Here is a 13,926-nt window from a genome sequence, read left to right as displayed (position 1 = left end):
GAACCCGGCGGTTACGAGCCCGAAGAGGATCCGAGGACGATGAAACGGCCGGAAGCCAAGCCCCAGGTGATGGACCGCAACCTCGCGCTCGAGGCGGTGCGGGTCACGGAAGCCGCTGCCCTTTCCGCCTCGCGGCTGATGGGCCGCGGCGACGAGCGCCAGGCCGACCAGGCCGCGGTCGACGCGATGCGCCAGGCGCTGAACAGCCTCGCCATCGACGGCGAGGTGGTGATCGGCGAGGGCGAGCGCGACGAGGCGCCGATGCTCTATATCGGCGAGCGGGTCGGCACCGGCGAGGGACCGGAGATCGACATCGCCCTCGACCCGCTGGAAGGCACCACCATCACCGCCAAGGGCGGCCCGAACGCGCTGGCGGTGATCGCCATGGCCAACAAGGGCGGCTTCCTCAAGGCCCCCGACGTCTACATGGACAAGATCGCGGTCGGCGGCGGCCTGCCGCACGACCTGATCGACATCGACGCCAGCCCGTCCCAGAACCTGAAGGCGCTGGCCCTGGCCAAGCGAGTCGAGGTGTCCGACCTCGTGGTCTGCGTGCTCGACCGGCCGCGGCATCAGGAGCTGATCGCCCGGATCCGCGAGGCCGGGGCCCGGATCATGCTGATCTCCGACGGCGACGTCTCCGGCGTCATCGCCACCGCCCAGCCCGAGAGCGGCGTCGACATGTATCTCGGCACCGGCGGCGCGCCCGAGGGCGTGCTGGCGGCCGCGGCGCTGCGCTGCATCGGCGGCCAGATGCAGGGCCGCCTGCTGTTCCGCAACGACGACGAGCGCGAGCGGGCCAAGCGCCAGGGCGTCGAGGACTTCACCCGCGTCTACGGGCTGATGGACCTGGCCGGCGGCGACGTGATGTTCGCCGCGACCGGCGTCACCACCGGCCCGATGCTGCGCGGCGTGCGCATCTTCCCGGGCGGGGCGGTGACCCATTCGATCGTGATGCGGTCGAAGAGCGGCACGGTCCGCACCATCGAAGCGCGGCACGATTTCCGCCGCAAGGCCGGGTTCGAGTTTGTTGGTGGATGATGGTGGCGGCTAGGGACCGCTGACGGATGGCGGCCGACGGGGGCGGCCGGGGAGGGATCGGCGATGACCACAAGGCGGAGGCTGTGAGCGCGCCGGCGCTGTTCGGCGTCGAATGCTCCGCCAAGGGCGCGCGGTGGATCGGCCGCGCCGCCGACGACCGGCTGGCGCTGGCGCTGTCCCAGCGCCATGCGCTGCCGGAGCTGGTCGCCCGGGTGCTGGCGGCGCGCGGCGTCGGCCTCGACGACGCGCCCGCCTTCCTCAACCCGACGCTGCGGGCGCTGCTGCCCGATCCTTCCGTGCTGCGCGACATGGAGCGCGCCGCCGAGCGCATCGCCCGCGCGGTGACGGCCGGCGAGGGCATCGCCGTGTTCGGCGACTACGACGTCGACGGCGCCACCTCGACCGCGCTGCTGGTGCGCTATCTTCGCGCGCTCGGGGTCGAGCCGCAGATCCATATCCCCGACCGGATCGCCGAAGGCTATGGCCCGAACGCCCAGGCGCTGGAGAAGCTGCGCGCCGGCGGCGCCGGCCTCGTGGTCACGGTCGATTGCGGCACCACCGCCTTCGATGCGCTGGAGGGGGCCGACGGGCTCGACATCGTCGTGCTCGACCACCACACGGCGGAGCCGCGGCTGCCGAAGGTGGCGGCGGTGGTCAACCCGAACCGGCTGGATCAGGATCCGGGCCTCGGCCAGCTCGCCGCCTGCGGCGTCACCTTCCTGGCGCTGGTGGCGCTGAACCGCACCCTGCGCAAGGCAGGGTTTTTCGCCGGCCGGGCGGAGCCGGACCTGCTGGCGCTGCTCGACCTGGTGGCGCTGGGCACGATCTGCGACGTGGTCCCGCTGACCGGGCTCAACCGGGCGCTGGTGGGGCAGGGGCTGAAGGTGATGGCGCAGCGCCGCAACATCGGCCTCGCCGCCCTGGCCGACGTGGCGCGGGTGACCGAGACGGTCGACGCCTATCATGCCGGCTACATCCTGGGGCCGCGGATCAACGCCGGCGGCCGCATCGGCCGGGCCGATCTCGGCGCCCGGCTGCTGGCCACCGACGACCGGGCCGAGGCGGCGCGGATCGCGGCGCTGCTGGACGAGCACAATGTCGACCGCAAGACGGTCGAGGCCGAGGTGATGGCGGCGGCGATCGCCCAGGTCGAGGCATCGGAGTCAGGCCCGATGATCCTGGTGGCGGGCGAGGGCTGGCATCCGGGCGTGGTCGGCATCGTCGCCGGCCGGCTGCGCGAGCGCTATGGCCGCCCCTCCTGCGTGGTCGGGATCGAGGGCGGTGTCGGCAAGGCCTCCGGCCGTTCGGTGCCCGGCGTCGATCTCGGCGCGGCGGTGATCGCGGCGCGCCAGGCCGGCCTGCTGCTCTCCGGCGGCGGCCACCGCATGGCTGCGGGCTTCACCGTGCGGCAGGAGCGGCTGGCCGAGCTGCGCAGCTTCCTGGCCGAGCATGTCGACGGCCAGACCGACGAGCCGATGGTGCCGGTGATCGAGCTCGACGGCACGCTGGTGGTGGAGGCGGCGACGGTCGAGCTGGCGGAGACGCTGTGCCGGCTCGGCCCCTATGGCGCCGGCAACCCGGAGCCGCGCTTCGCCCTGCCGCGGGTGCGGGTGGTGGCGCCGTCGGTGGTCGGGGGCGGCCATGTCGCCTGCACGCTGGTGGGGCCGGACGGCGGGCGCCTGCGCGCGATCGCCTTCCGCTGCGCCGACCAGCCGGTGGGCCGGGCCCTGCTGCGGCGCGACGCGCTGCTGCACGTCGCCGGCACGCTTCGGCTTGACCGCTGGAACGGCAACACGCGGGTGCAGCTGTTCATCGACGACGTCGCTCCGCTCTGGGCGGAAAGCGCTTGATTTCCCCGCCCGCTGCCGTTAGGTCTCTGCGCCGCGCCGACCCCTTCGTCTAGAGGCCTAGGACATCGCCCTTTCACGGCGGTAACACGGGTTCGAATCCCGTAGGGGTCGCCACTTCGGAATAAGACTGGGCACTCCGAACGCCGCTTTTCCACGTCGGCGGCGGCAGTAAGCGCCTTCAGAAGCTCATTTTTCGAGCCCGTGATCCGGATCTCCCGACCTTCGATCGAGCAGGCCGAAGCCGCCTGACGGCGGCTGGCGGTGCGGGCGCTTGCGCAACCTGACGGCGCCGCGCCCGCACCGCAGACACCAGCGGCGCTGATCTCTTTGCAGAGATCCTGGACACAACCCTCGGCCGTGGCGACCGTCAGTCTAGTCGCATCCCGGCGGTCCCGAGGATCGTCGCCAGTCCCGCGGAGAGGCCGCGCAGCGAGAGTTCCGGCTCCACGTCGATCCATTCCTCGAGCGAATGCGCGCGGCCACCGGTGCCGCCTGAGCCGAGGCAGATCGCCGGCACGCCGAGGCTCATCGGGATGTTGGCATCGGTGGAACTGGCCCTGGTCGTGGGGGCGAAGCCGAAGGCCGGGAGCGCCGCGAGTGCGGCCTGGACGATCCGCTCGCGATGATCGGTGCGCCCGGCCGGGCGATTGCCGATGCGCGTCATCTCGGCGGTAATCCGGCCGGCGGCGGTGTCGCCGCGGGCGTTCTCCCCGGCCACGGCCTCGTCGACCAGAGCGTGCAGGCGGGCATCGAGCCGGTCGAGCTCCGACTGGCTTTCGGAACGGAGATCGATCTCCACCCAGACCTCGTTCGGGATCGCGTTGATCGAGGTGCCGCCGCCGAAGACCGAGGCGCAGAAGGTGGTGCGTGGCTCGGCCGGCACCTCGACTCGCGACAGGCCCATCACCACGCCGGCCATCGCATGCGCAGGGTTCACGGTGCCGAAGGCATTCAGCGAATGCCCTCCCGGGCCGCGGAAGGTCACGCGGTAGCGGTAGGATCCGACGGCCGCCGTCGTGATCGAGTCAAGCTCCAGCCCGTCGATGGTGAAGAAGGCCGTGATCCGGTCGCGCAACGGGCCTTCGGTGAACAGGTGGCGGATGCCGCGCAGGTCGCCCTTGCCCTCCTCCCCGACATCGCCGACGAAGAGGAGGTCCTGCTCGGTCTCTATCCCCGCCGCGTCCAGCGCGCGGATGAAGGCCAGCAGCACCGCCAGACCGCGGGTGTCGTCGCCGACGCCGGGGGCGAAGAGCTTCGTGCCCTCGCGCCGGACGGTGCAGTCCGTGCCCTCGGGGAAGACGGTGTCGAGATGGGCCGCGACGACGACCACTTGGCCATTGGCCCGGCCGCGGCGGAGGCCGATGACGTTGCCGATCGCATCGCGGCCCACCTCCTCGAGCCCGTGCTCCCGGAACATCGCCTCATAGGCGACTGCGCGGCGCTCCTCCTTGAAGGGCGGGGAGGGGATCTCGGTCAGCGTGATGATCTCCTCGACCAGGCGGTCATGCTGGCTGCGGAGCGTTGCGACGGCCGCCTGGAATTGCGGCGAGGCGATGATCTGCGGGATCTCATAGGTCATGGAGTGCCTTCGGCGGGCTTGTCGGGAGGACTCAGGCGTTGACGGTCTCGGGGCCGGCGCCGAGCACGGCGGCGTCGGGCAGCCGGCCTTCGAACCAGACCCCGGCGGCGGCGGCCGACATGGCGCGGCCGTCATGGGCGACGCCGGGCACCTCGGTCAACCGCCAGTTGAAGGCGCAGCCGAGGGTCTGAGCCATCCTCTTGCCTGTGGCGTAGTAGTTGCGCGCGCGATGCAGGCGGCCCGGCCCCTGGGCCATCGCCTCGGGTTGCGAGGGAAGGTTCTCGGCTGTGGCCTCGCAATCCATCAGGCCGGCCATCACATGGAGCGGGCTTTCCAGCAGCCGCTTCAGGCCGGCCTCGCCGAGCCCCGTGCCGGCCAGGCCGGCAGGAAAAGGTGTATCGAGCGTCGGCAGGGAGTACCAGCCGGCATTGGCGGCGGCCACGGCCGCGAACGGGCCGAAGCCGATCAAGGACACCATCCGGTGCAGGAACTGCCCGCCCGCGGAGTGGCCGAAGATCCGGGCGCGGCCCGGCGCCATCACCCCGGCATCGACCAGCGCTGCGGCGACCAGCGCCGGCACCCGGTAGATCCAGGTGTCGGCCGGCGTGACCTGCCCCGCCTGGTCGCGGACCATGCCGTCGTTGTAGTTCTCCGCGCCCTTGAAGCCCTCATTGGAGAAGGTCGGGGCCACGATCAGCAGGCCGTGCCGGTCCGCCGCGGGGATCCAGAAGTCGCGGTACTCGTCGCCGTTGCGCAGCATGCCGTGCTGAACCAAGACCACGTCCTTGCCCGGCGCGTAGCCCGCGGAGCGGTAGGTGTGAAGCACGATCTCGCGGCCGGGCTGTCCCTTGAAAGGGAAGGAGACCGCACCGGTCCCGTGGCTCTCAAGAAGGGACTGAAGTGTCATTCGGGCCTCGTTCGTCGGCGAAGAGATGGCAGGACACCGTGCGGCCGGTGCCGATCGCGCGCAGCGTCGGCGCCTCGGTGCGGCACCGGTCCATGGCGAAGGGACAGCGCGGGTGGAAGGCGCAGCCCGGGGGAGGGTGCAGCGGCGAAGGGAGCTCCCCCTTCACGGCGTGGAAGCGGCGCTTGCGGTTCCTGACCGACGGGATCTCGGCCAGCAGCATTCGGGTGTAGGGGTGGGCCGGATCGGCGAACAGCTCGGCGGCGGGCGCGAGCTCGACGATCTGGCCCAGATACATGATGGCCACGCGGTCGGCCACATGATGCACCACCGAGAGGTCGTGGCTGATGAACAGGTAGGTCAGCGCGCGCCGTGCCCGCAGCTCGAGGAACAGATTGATGACCTGCGCCTGGATCGAGACGTCGAGGGCTGCGATCGGCTCGTCGCAGACCAGCAGGTCCGGCTCGACGATCAGCGCCCGCGCGATGCCGATCCGCTGCCGCTGCCCGCCGGAGAACTGGTGCGGGTAGCGGTTGCGGTAGGACGGGTCGAGCCCGACCTCCGCCAGTGCCGCGTCGACCCGGGCGCGGATGGCGGCCTGGCCCTGCGCCAGGCGATGGACGCGCAGCGGCTCGGCCAAGATGTCGCCGACGCGCTGGCGCGGGTTGAGCGAGGCGTAAGGATCCTGGAAGATCATCTGGGCGCCGAGCGTGAAGTCGCGCCGGGCCTTGGGCGGCATCTCGTCGATCGCAACGCCCTTGTAGCGGATGCGGCCGGCGGTCGGCCGGGTGATGCCGGTGATCATCCGCCCCAGCGTGGACTTGCCGCAGCCGGATTCCCCGACGAGGCCCAGCACCTCGCCGCGCTGAACGCTGAGATCGACGGACCGCACCGCGCGCGCCAGCGGGATCTCCGGCCGGCGCCCGATCAGGCCGAGCAGGCGCTCGGCCAGGAGCGGCTGCCGGGTGAAGGTGCGGCCGAGGCCTTCGACGTCGAGGATCGCGTCAGTGGTCATGCCGCGGCACCCTCGGGCAGCGGGTGATGGCAGCGCCAGCGCCGGCCGGCCGGGCCGGCGGTCTCGGGCGGTTCGACCCGGCGGCAGATGTCGGTCGCGCGGTCACAGCGCGGATGGAAGGCGCAACCCGCCGGGCGTGCGGACAGCGGCGGCGCGACGCCGTCGATCTGGCGCAGCTTCTCGCCCCGCGCCGTATCGCCAGGCACGGAGTTCAGCAGGCCGCGGGTATAGGGATGGCGGGGCCGGTCGAGCACGTCGTCGGTCGCGCCGATCTCGACGATGTCGCCGGCGTACATGACCGCGATCCGGTCCGCGAGCTCCGCGACCACGCCGAGGTCGTGGGTGATCCAGATCATCGCCGTGCCGGTCTCGCGCTGCAGCGCCTGCATCTCGGCGATGATCTGGCCCTGGATCGTCACGTCGAGCGCGGTGGTCGGTTCGTCGGCAATGATCAGATCGGGATTGTTGAGCAGGGCGATGGCGATCGCCACCCGCTGGCGCATCCCGCCCGAGAATTCGTGCGGATACTGCGAAAGCCGGGTCTCGGGAGAGGTGATGCCAACCTTGCGCAGGCTGTCGAGGCACCGGCGGCGGACCTCGGCGGGGGCGACGCGGGCGTGCTCCACGATCGCCTCGGCCATCTGCTCGCCGATCGTGAGAACGGGGTTCAGCGTCGTCAACGGATCCTGGAAGATCATCGCCAGCGCCGCGCCCCTGAGCTGGCGCTGCGCCTCGGGCGGCAGGGCGAGGAGATCCCGGCCCTTGAAGATCACCTCTCCCCGGGTGATCTCTCCCGGCCGATCGATCAGGCCGAGGATCGAGAAGCCGGCCACGGATTTGCCGGAGCCGGATTCCCCCACCAGGCCAAGGACCTCGCCGGCATCGAGCGTGAAGCTGAGCCCGTTCACGGCGGGCCAAGCCCCGTGGACGTCGTGGAAGACCGTCTGCAGGTTCTTCACCTCCAGCACGGGGCGGCGGTTCTCGGTCATGCGCGTTTGGGGTCGAGCGCCGTCCGCAGTCGGTCGCCCATGAGGTTGAGGGAGAAGATCAGGATCAGCAGCGCGATGCCGGGATAGAAGCTGATCCAGTAGTCGCCGCTCATCAGATAGTCGAAGCCGCTGGCGACGAGCAGGCCGAGCGACGGCTGGGTCACCGGCACGCCGACGCCGAGGAAGGACAGCGTCGCCTCGAGGGTGATGGCCGAGGCGACCTGCACGGTCGCGACCACCAGCACCGCATTCAGGCTGTTCGGCATGATGTGGCGGAACATCACCCGGAGCTGGGGATAGGCCAGGTTGTAGGCGGCCTCGACATATTCCTTCGCGCGCTCGCTCAGCGCGGCCGAGCGCATGATGCGGGCGTAGTTGGCCCACTGCACCACGACGATGGCGATGATGACCTTGTCGACGCCGCGTCCGATCACCGCCAACAGGACCAGCGCCACCAGGATGGTGGGAAAGCCCAGGATGAAGTCGACGATCCGCATCAGCAGGGATTCGACGCGCCCGCCCAGCACGGCCGCGACCAGCCCGACCGTGACGCCGATCGCGAGCGAGATCGCGGTCGAGGCCAGGCCGACCAGCAGGCTGATGCGCATCCCGTAGAAGATGGCCGACAGCATGTCGCGCCCCTGGCTGTCGGTGCCAAGCCAGAACACCGTGCCGTCCATGCCCTCGGATCCCGGCGGCAGGCGGCTGTCCATGACGCTGAAGGAGGCGAGGTCATAGGGGTTCTGCGGCGCCAGCAGCGGAAGCAGCAGGCCGATGGCGACGATCACGGCGAGGGCGACAAGCGCGCCGCGGATCCGCGGGCGACGCTTCAGCCCGGCGAGGATCGCCCGGCGCGCGGGCGTGTCGGCCAGCGGCGGGCGCAGGGCCTCGCCTTCGGTGCGGCGGGCGACGGTCACGACAGGCGCTCCACCAGCTTTACGCGTGGATCGAGCGCCGCATACGCGAAGTCGACGAGCAGGTTGATCACGACGAAGATGAAGGTCACGAGCATCACGTAGGAGACGATGACCGGGCGATCGAGCTGGTAGATGCTGGTGATCAGCAGCTTGCCCATGCCCGGCCAGGCGAAGACCGTCTCGGTGATGGTCGAGAACGCCAGCAGCGAGCCGAACTCCATGCCCAGGATGGTCATGATCGGGCTCAGGATGTTGCGCAGGATGTGGCGGCGGACGATCCGTTCGCTGCGGACGCCTTTGGCGCGGGCGAATTTGACGTAGTCCTGGCTGCGGGCCTCGGCCGCGCCGGCGGCGGTCAGCCGGATCATCAGCGCGATGTTGGGGATCGACAGGTTGAGCACGGGCATCGCCAGGTGCCGCCATCCGTCGAGGGTGAGGAAGCTGAACGGGATGCCGAGGATCGAGACCGTGTCGCCGCGGCCGGAGGCGGGCAGGAGGCGGAGCCAGACGGCGAAGACCAGGATCAGCACCAGGCCCTTCCAGAAGCTCGGGATCGAGTAGCCGAAGATCGAGCCCGTCATCACCGCCCCGGAGATGCGGCTGCCGTCGTTCAGACCGACCCACAGGCCGATCGGAATGCCGACGAGGCTGGCGACCAGCAGCGACAGCGTCACCAGCTCGAAGGTCGCAGGCAGCCGGGTGAGGATCAGGCGCAGCGCCGGTTCGCCATGGACGAAAGAAGTCCCCATGTCGCCGTGCAGCGCGTTCCAGAGAAAGGTGGCGTATTGCGTCCAGATCGGCTGATCGAGGCCCAGGCGCGCGATCAGCTCCTGCCGCTCGAGCTGGGTGGCGTCGGGGCTGATCAGCAGGTCGGCCGGATTGCCGATGGCGTAGACGGCGAGGAACACGGCCACGGACACGGCGAAGAGCACGGCGATGCTCTGCAGAAGGCGCTGGAAGGCGTAGAGCGTCATGTCTGCCGGGCCCGTGAAGGGGGGATGCCGGCGCGTCGGGCGCGCCGGCCATGAGACGGAAGGGAGGTCAGTCCGCCGCGACGGAGGTGATGTCCTGGGCCAGCGTGTACTGGTCCATGCGGCCCTCGTAGTGCAGCCCCTTGCGGAAAGCCCAGAGCGAACTCTCGAAATGCAGCGGGATGAAGCCGAGCTTGTCCATCGCCATCTGCGTGGCCTGGCGGAGGAGCTCGGCGCGTTTGCCCTCATCGACGGTCCCGATCGCCTGGATCAGCACCTTGTCGAAATCCGGGTCGGACCAGGCGCCGTAGTTCGAGGCGCCGATGCCCAGCGCGTCGTTGTCGGTCGTCACGTATTGCCGCAGGAAGGACGCCGCGCCGCCGGTGGTCGACCCCCAGCCGCCCATCGCGAAGCTGAACTCCCGCTTGGCGCGCCGGGTGAAGAAGATCGAGCTGGTCATCGCGTCGAGCTTGGTCCGGATGCCGACGCGGGTGAGGAACTGCGCCACCGCCTGGGCGACCTGGGAGTCGTTGATGTAGCGGTTGTTGGTCGCGTGCAGCGTGACCTCGAACCCGTCGGCATAGCCGGCTTCCGCGAGCAGCTTCTTCGCCTGGTCGGGGTCATAGGCCAGCGGCTGCGGGTCGGGGAGGGCACCGAACATCGTGCTCGGCACGAACTGGTAGGCGGGTTCGGCGAAGCCGTCCATGATCCTGCTGACGATGGCCTTGCGGTCGATGGCCATCGACATGGCCTTGCGCACGCGCTCGTCCTGGAACGGGTTGGCGCCGTTCCTGGTCTCGATGAACGGGCTCTTGTCGCGCCCGATATCCATCTGCAGGAAGATCACCCGGCTCGACGCCTTGGCGGTGTAAGCCAGGTCGTCGCGCTGCTTGATCTGTTCGATGTCGCGGGCGGCCGGCGCGTCGATGAAGTCGTAGTCGCCCGAGAGCAGCCCGGCGAGGCGCGGACCGCCGGACGGCACCGGGACGAACTTCACATGGTCCCATTCCGGCGTCTTGCCGGAGTAGCGAGGGCTACGGCTGAGGGTGATGCCGCTGCCGTGCTCGAACTTGTCCAGGACGAAGGGCCCGGTGCCGATCGCGTCCTTGCCGGAATTGAAGTCGTCGACGCTGGGCCAGGGGCTGGTAACGCCGCAATCGTTGGCGAGGTCGAAGCTGATCTTGCCGTGCTGGACGATCCCCTCGCTCAGGATCGCGATCTCGGACAGCAGCTCTGGCAGGAGGGGTTCCACCGCCTTGGTGGTGATGCGCAGCGTATAGGGATCCGGCGCCTCGACCGAGGCGAAGTTCCTGACCTCGTCGGAGAACGACGCGTTGACGCTGCCCTCGTTGTTCATCACCCGGCAGAAGGTGAAGATCACGTCATCGGCGTTGAAGTCCGAGCCGTCCGAGAACTTCACGTCGTTGCGCAGGTCGAAGACCCAGGTGTGGTCGTCCTCGGCCTTCCAGGATTTGGCGAGATCAGGCTTGACGTTGTTGTTTTCGTCCGAGGCGCCGAGCGCGGAAAAGATGTGCATCGCCAAGGCATTGTTGGACGAGACATCATGGTAGTGCGGGTCGGCGGCGGACGGTTCGGCGGCCTGCCCGATGGTCAAATCCTTGGCCGAGGCCGGGTTGGTCCCAAGCAGGAGAAGTGCTGCAGCGCAGGTTGCCCAGTGCCGGATATCCACGGGAAGCCCCCTCTGGCTGTGCGCGTCTTGCATTGACGAATAATTTTTTTCGTCGCAATGAAAAACGTGAAAATTCTGGGAGTCAAGTGGGAGTGCGCGGCATGGGCCGGGTCTACTACTCAGAGGTCGCGCAACTGGTCGCCAAGGCCTATGACCGGCTCAGCCCCGGCCATCGCCGCATCGCCGATTTCATCCTCAAGCACCCCACCGAGGCCGCGACGCTGAACAATGTCGAGCTGGCGGCCCGCTGCGAGGTCTCGAACGCGACGGCCAACCGGTTCCCGAAGGCGATCGGCTTCTCAGGCTTCGCCGAATTCCGCGCCTCCCAGCGCGACGCGCTGCGCACCGATCTGTCGCCGGCGACAAAGCTGCGGGACGACATCGACGAGACCGCAAGTCCTTTCGATGTCATCCAGAACGGGCTTCGGCAGGACTTGGCGAACCTGAACCGGACGCTGGCCGGCGTCGACGAGGAGAGCTGCACCCGCGCTATCGAGCTGATCCTGACCGCGGAGCGGATCTTCGCCTTCGGCATGGGCCTGAGCCGGCATGTGGCAGGGCTGCTGATCCACGGGCTGGAACCGTTCTGCCGGGGCAATGCGACAGAGATGGGGGCTGGCGGCGGTGCGAATTCCGCCATGCGGCGGGTGGTTCATTGCGGACCGAAGGACCTGCTGATCCTGGCCTCCTTCCCGCGCTACTCGGCCGAGACACTGGACATTGCTAGGATCGGCCGAGAGAACGGGGCCACGATCATCTGTCTGACGGACCGGCCGACGAGCCCCCTGACGAAATACGCCGATGTCGTCTTCTATGCCCAGGCCGAACGGGCGCTGCTGCCGAACTCGGCGACGGCGGCGGTGGCGATCGCCGAGGGCATCATTGCCGCCGTGTCCAATCGCCGCTCCGAAGGGATCGACGTGCACCGGAAGCTGGCCGAGAGCTATCGGCCGGAGTGACGCAGATAGGCCGCCAGCGCGTCACCGAAGCGCCGCACCTCGCCGATCGTGTTGTAATGGACCATCGAGACGCGCAGTGCGCCCGTCGCCATGGGCAGGCCCAGCCGCTGCATCAGCCGCGGCGCGTACATGTGGCCGTCGCGGATGCCGATGCCGGCGTCGGACATCGCGTCGGCGATCGCCTGGGGCGACCGGCCGGGGATGTTGAAGCAGATCGTCGGCACCCGCCCGTGCACCCGGGCCTCGTCGGCGATGCCGTAGATCGTGGCGCCGCAAGCCTTCAACTGGCGCAGCATCTCGCGTGACAGCTCGGCCTCATAGGCCCGGATCGCGGCCATGGCCGCGATGATGTCGCCGCGGCGCGACCCGGTGGACGGGCCGGTGAAGCCGCGGCCGAGGGCTTCGAGATAGCGCACCGAGGCGTCCATGCCGGCGACGTTCTCGTAGACGAAGGTGCCGGCCTCGACCTTGTAGGGCGGCTCGTCGGGGATGAAGTCCTCGCGGAAGGTCGGCAGGCGCTTCAGCGCGTCGAAGCGGCCCCAGAGAAAGCCCATATGCGGCGAGAAATTCTTGTAGCCGGAGCAGACCAGGTAGTCGCAGCCCCAGGCCTGCACGTCGATCAGCCCGTGCGGGCCGTAATGGACGCCGTCGACGAAGACTTCGGCGCCCACGGCCTGCGCCGCCCGCGACACCGCGGCGATGTCGACGATGGTGCCGATCGAATGCGCGGTGGCGGTGCAGGCGACCAGCCGCGTGCGCGGCGACAGCAGCGGCACCAGGTCCTCGGCACGCAGCGTGCCGTCCTCGCGCATCCGCCACCAGGCGAACTTGGCCCCGGCGCTCTCCAGCGCCAGCCAGGTGGCGATGTTGGCGTCGTGGTCCATGTCGGTGACCACGATCTCGTCGCGCTCGCCCAGCGTCTGGCCGATGCCGAGGCTGACCAGCCGGATGAAGGACGTGGCGTTCATGCCGAAGCAGATCTCCGCCGGCCGGTACGCGTTGATCAGCAGCCCGACGCTCTCCCGCGCCTCGGCGACCGCACGGTCGACGGCGCGGCTCTTGTCGTAGCGGCCACCGCGCTGGACGTTGTGGTCGACCAGGTGGCGGGTGACGGCGTCCAGCACGCTCTGCGGGATCTGCGCGCCGCCGGCATTGTCGAGGAAGATGAACTCGCCGGCCTTCTGCAGGGCCGGGAACTGGGCCCGGACCGCATCGATCGGGAAGGCGTCGGCTGGCATGGGGGTCACGATGATCTCCGTGGATGGGCGCGGTCAGGACCGTCCGGCGCGCAGCTTGGCGCGGGTCTCGAGATGGCCGATCAGCCGGACCAGCGGCCACAGGAAGGCGAGATAGATGATCGCGGCGCCGATCAGCGGCGTCGGGTTGGCCATCTGCGCCTGGGCGTCGGTGGCCTGCTTCAGCAGGTCCGGCATGGCGACGACCGAGGCCAGGGCCGTGTCCTTGAACACCGACACGCAGTTGCTGGTCAGCGGCGGGATGATGACGCGGATCGCCTGCGGCAGGATGACCTTGCGCATGGCCAGCCAGAACGGCAGGCCGAGCGCGGCGGAGGCCTCGAACTGCCCGCGCGGGATGCTCTCGATGCCGGCGCGGCAGACCTCGGCGGTGAAGGCCGCCAGCACCATCGACAAGGCGAGGGTGGCGGAGACGAAGGAGGACAGCCGGATGCCGATGAAGGGCAGGGCGTAGTAGATCAGGATCAGCAGCACCAGGATCGGCAGCGCCCGGAACACGTCGATATAGCCGATCGCCAGCAGCCGCAGCGGCCGGGGTGCGTAGAGCCGGACCAGGCACACCAGCAGCCCGGCCAGCGTGCCGCAGACGATGCTGACGCAGCCCAGGAGGATGGTGTTGCCCAGGCCGCGCAGCAGGATCGGCACGGCGCGCAGCAGCACCGGCCCGTTGAAGAAGGTGTCGATCAGTTCCATGGTCCGGACCGGATGGCGCGCCCAGCGGCGTGACGGAAGGGCCGGGCGCGGCGCCCGGCCCG

The 13,926-nt window shown here is 69.6% G+C and carries 12 protein-coding genes and 1 tRNA gene; 4 read left to right on the top strand and 9 right to left on the bottom strand.

Features of this window, described 5'->3' with window-relative positions; all coding sequences use genetic code 11:
• Positions 1–69 precede the first annotated feature (69 nt).
• From glpX to G537_RS0133475, 3 genes are all read left to right on the top strand, one after another.
• Entirely contained in the window at positions 70–1,041 is a 972-nt protein-coding gene (gene glpX, locus G537_RS0133485) for a class II fructose-bisphosphatase (RefSeq protein WP_026873749.1), read from the top strand.
• Between the two features lie 26 nt (positions 1,042–1,067).
• The gene (gene recJ, locus G537_RS0133480; protein ID WP_081689226.1) at positions 1,068–2,891 is read left to right on the top strand and encodes a single-stranded-DNA-specific exonuclease RecJ; all 1,824 of its coding nucleotides are present in this window, start codon (positions 1,068–1,070) and stop codon (positions 2,889–2,891) included.
• 38 nt (positions 2,892–2,929) lie between these two features.
• Positions 2,930–3,005 (top strand) — tRNA-Glu (locus tag G537_RS0133475).
• Between the two features lie 253 nt (positions 3,006–3,258).
• Here the strand turns inward: G537_RS0133475 and G537_RS0133470 are convergent.
• The 7 genes from G537_RS0133470 to G537_RS0133440 form a co-directional block, all read right to left on the bottom strand.
• Complete coding sequence (locus G537_RS0133470) at positions 3,259–4,470, bottom strand: M20/M25/M40 family metallo-hydrolase (RefSeq protein ID WP_026873747.1); 1,212 nt, start codon at positions 4,468–4,470, stop codon at positions 3,259–3,261.
• A 31-nt stretch (positions 4,471–4,501) separates the two neighbouring features.
• Complete coding sequence (locus tag G537_RS0133465; RefSeq protein WP_026873746.1) at positions 4,502–5,377, bottom strand: hypothetical protein; 876 nt, start codon at positions 5,375–5,377, stop codon at positions 4,502–4,504.
• Complete coding sequence (locus tag G537_RS41390) at positions 5,355–6,389, bottom strand: ABC transporter ATP-binding protein (protein WP_051249454.1); 1,035 nt, start codon at positions 6,387–6,389, stop codon at positions 5,355–5,357. The genes G537_RS0133465 and G537_RS41390 overlap by 23 nt, the downstream gene beginning before the upstream one ends.
• A complete protein-coding gene (locus tag G537_RS0133455; RefSeq protein ID WP_026873745.1) occupies positions 6,386–7,378 on the bottom strand; it encodes an ABC transporter ATP-binding protein in 993 nt (330 codons plus the stop codon). The genes G537_RS41390 and G537_RS0133455 overlap by 4 nt, the downstream gene beginning before the upstream one ends.
• Entirely contained in the window at positions 7,375–8,295 is a 921-nt protein-coding gene (locus G537_RS0133450) for an ABC transporter permease (protein ID WP_051249453.1), read from the bottom strand. Before G537_RS0133450 ends, G537_RS0133455 begins: the two co-directional genes overlap by 4 nt.
• Complete coding sequence (locus G537_RS44160) at positions 8,292–9,269, bottom strand: ABC transporter permease (RefSeq protein WP_026873743.1); 978 nt, start codon at positions 9,267–9,269, stop codon at positions 8,292–8,294. Before G537_RS44160 ends, G537_RS0133450 begins: the two co-directional genes overlap by 4 nt.
• 67 nt (positions 9,270–9,336) lie before the next feature.
• Positions 9,337–10,803, bottom strand: a complete 1,467-nt coding sequence (locus G537_RS0133440; protein ID WP_245579196.1) for an ABC transporter substrate-binding protein — start codon at positions 10,801–10,803, stop codon at positions 9,337–9,339.
• Positions 10,804–10,919: 116 nt separating this feature from the next.
• Here G537_RS0133440 and G537_RS41385 point away from each other — a divergent pair, with 116 nt between their 5' ends.
• Positions 10,920–11,915, top strand: a complete 996-nt coding sequence (locus G537_RS41385) for a MurR/RpiR family transcriptional regulator (RefSeq protein WP_245579195.1) — start codon at positions 10,920–10,922, stop codon at positions 11,913–11,915.
• Here the strand turns inward: G537_RS41385 and G537_RS0133430 are convergent.
• Both G537_RS0133430 and G537_RS0133425 read right to left on the bottom strand, forming a co-directional pair.
• A complete protein-coding gene (locus G537_RS0133430) occupies positions 11,900–13,153 on the bottom strand; it encodes a cysteine desulfurase-like protein (RefSeq protein ID WP_034853898.1) in 1,254 nt (417 codons plus the stop codon). The genes G537_RS41385 and G537_RS0133430 overlap by 16 nt on opposite strands.
• A 33-nt stretch (positions 13,154–13,186) precedes the next feature.
• A complete protein-coding gene (locus G537_RS0133425) occupies positions 13,187–13,864 on the bottom strand; it encodes an amino acid ABC transporter permease (RefSeq protein ID WP_026873740.1) in 678 nt (225 codons plus the stop codon).
• Positions 13,865–13,926: the final 62 nt, after the last annotated feature.

This window comes from Inquilinus limosus DSM 16000 (assembly GCF_000423185.1).
Lineage (GTDB): Bacteria > Pseudomonadota > Alphaproteobacteria > DSM-16000 > Inquilinaceae > Inquilinus > Inquilinus limosus.
The sequence above is the reverse complement of the archived record's forward strand: the minus strand, read 5'-3'. Positions and strand labels throughout refer to the sequence as shown.

Excerpts from the sequence above, each read along its gene's own strand:
- G537_RS0133425 (WP_026873740.1), bottom strand. The coding sequence starts at position 13,864 with ATGGAACTGATCGACACCTTCTTCAACGGGCCGGTGCTGCTGCGCGCC.
- G537_RS0133465 (WP_026873746.1), bottom strand. The coding sequence starts at position 5,377 with ATGACACTTCAGTCCCTTCTTGAGAGCCACGGGACCGGTGCGGTCTCC.
- G537_RS41390 (WP_051249454.1), bottom strand. The coding sequence starts at position 6,389 with ATGACCACTGACGCGATCCTCGACGTCGAAGGCCTCGGCCGCACCTTC.
- G537_RS0133440 (WP_245579196.1), bottom strand. The coding sequence starts at position 10,803 with ATGCACATCTTTTCCGCGCTCGGCGCCTCGGACGAAAACAACAACGTC.
- G537_RS0133430 (WP_034853898.1), bottom strand. The coding sequence starts at position 13,153 with ATGCCAGCCGACGCCTTCCCGATCGATGCGGTCCGGGCCCAGTTCCCG.
- G537_RS0133470 (WP_026873747.1), bottom strand. The coding sequence starts at position 4,470 with ATGACCTATGAGATCCCGCAGATCATCGCCTCGCCGCAATTCCAGGCG.
- recJ (WP_081689226.1), top strand. The coding sequence starts at position 1,068 with ATGGCGGCCGACGGGGGCGGCCGGGGAGGGATCGGCGATGACCACAAG.
- glpX (WP_026873749.1), top strand. The coding sequence starts at position 70 with ATGGACCGCAACCTCGCGCTCGAGGCGGTGCGGGTCACGGAAGCCGCT.
- G537_RS44160 (WP_026873743.1), bottom strand. The coding sequence starts at position 9,269 with ATGACGCTCTACGCCTTCCAGCGCCTTCTGCAGAGCATCGCCGTGCTC.
- G537_RS0133455 (WP_026873745.1), bottom strand. The coding sequence starts at position 7,378 with ATGACCGAGAACCGCCGCCCCGTGCTGGAGGTGAAGAACCTGCAGACG.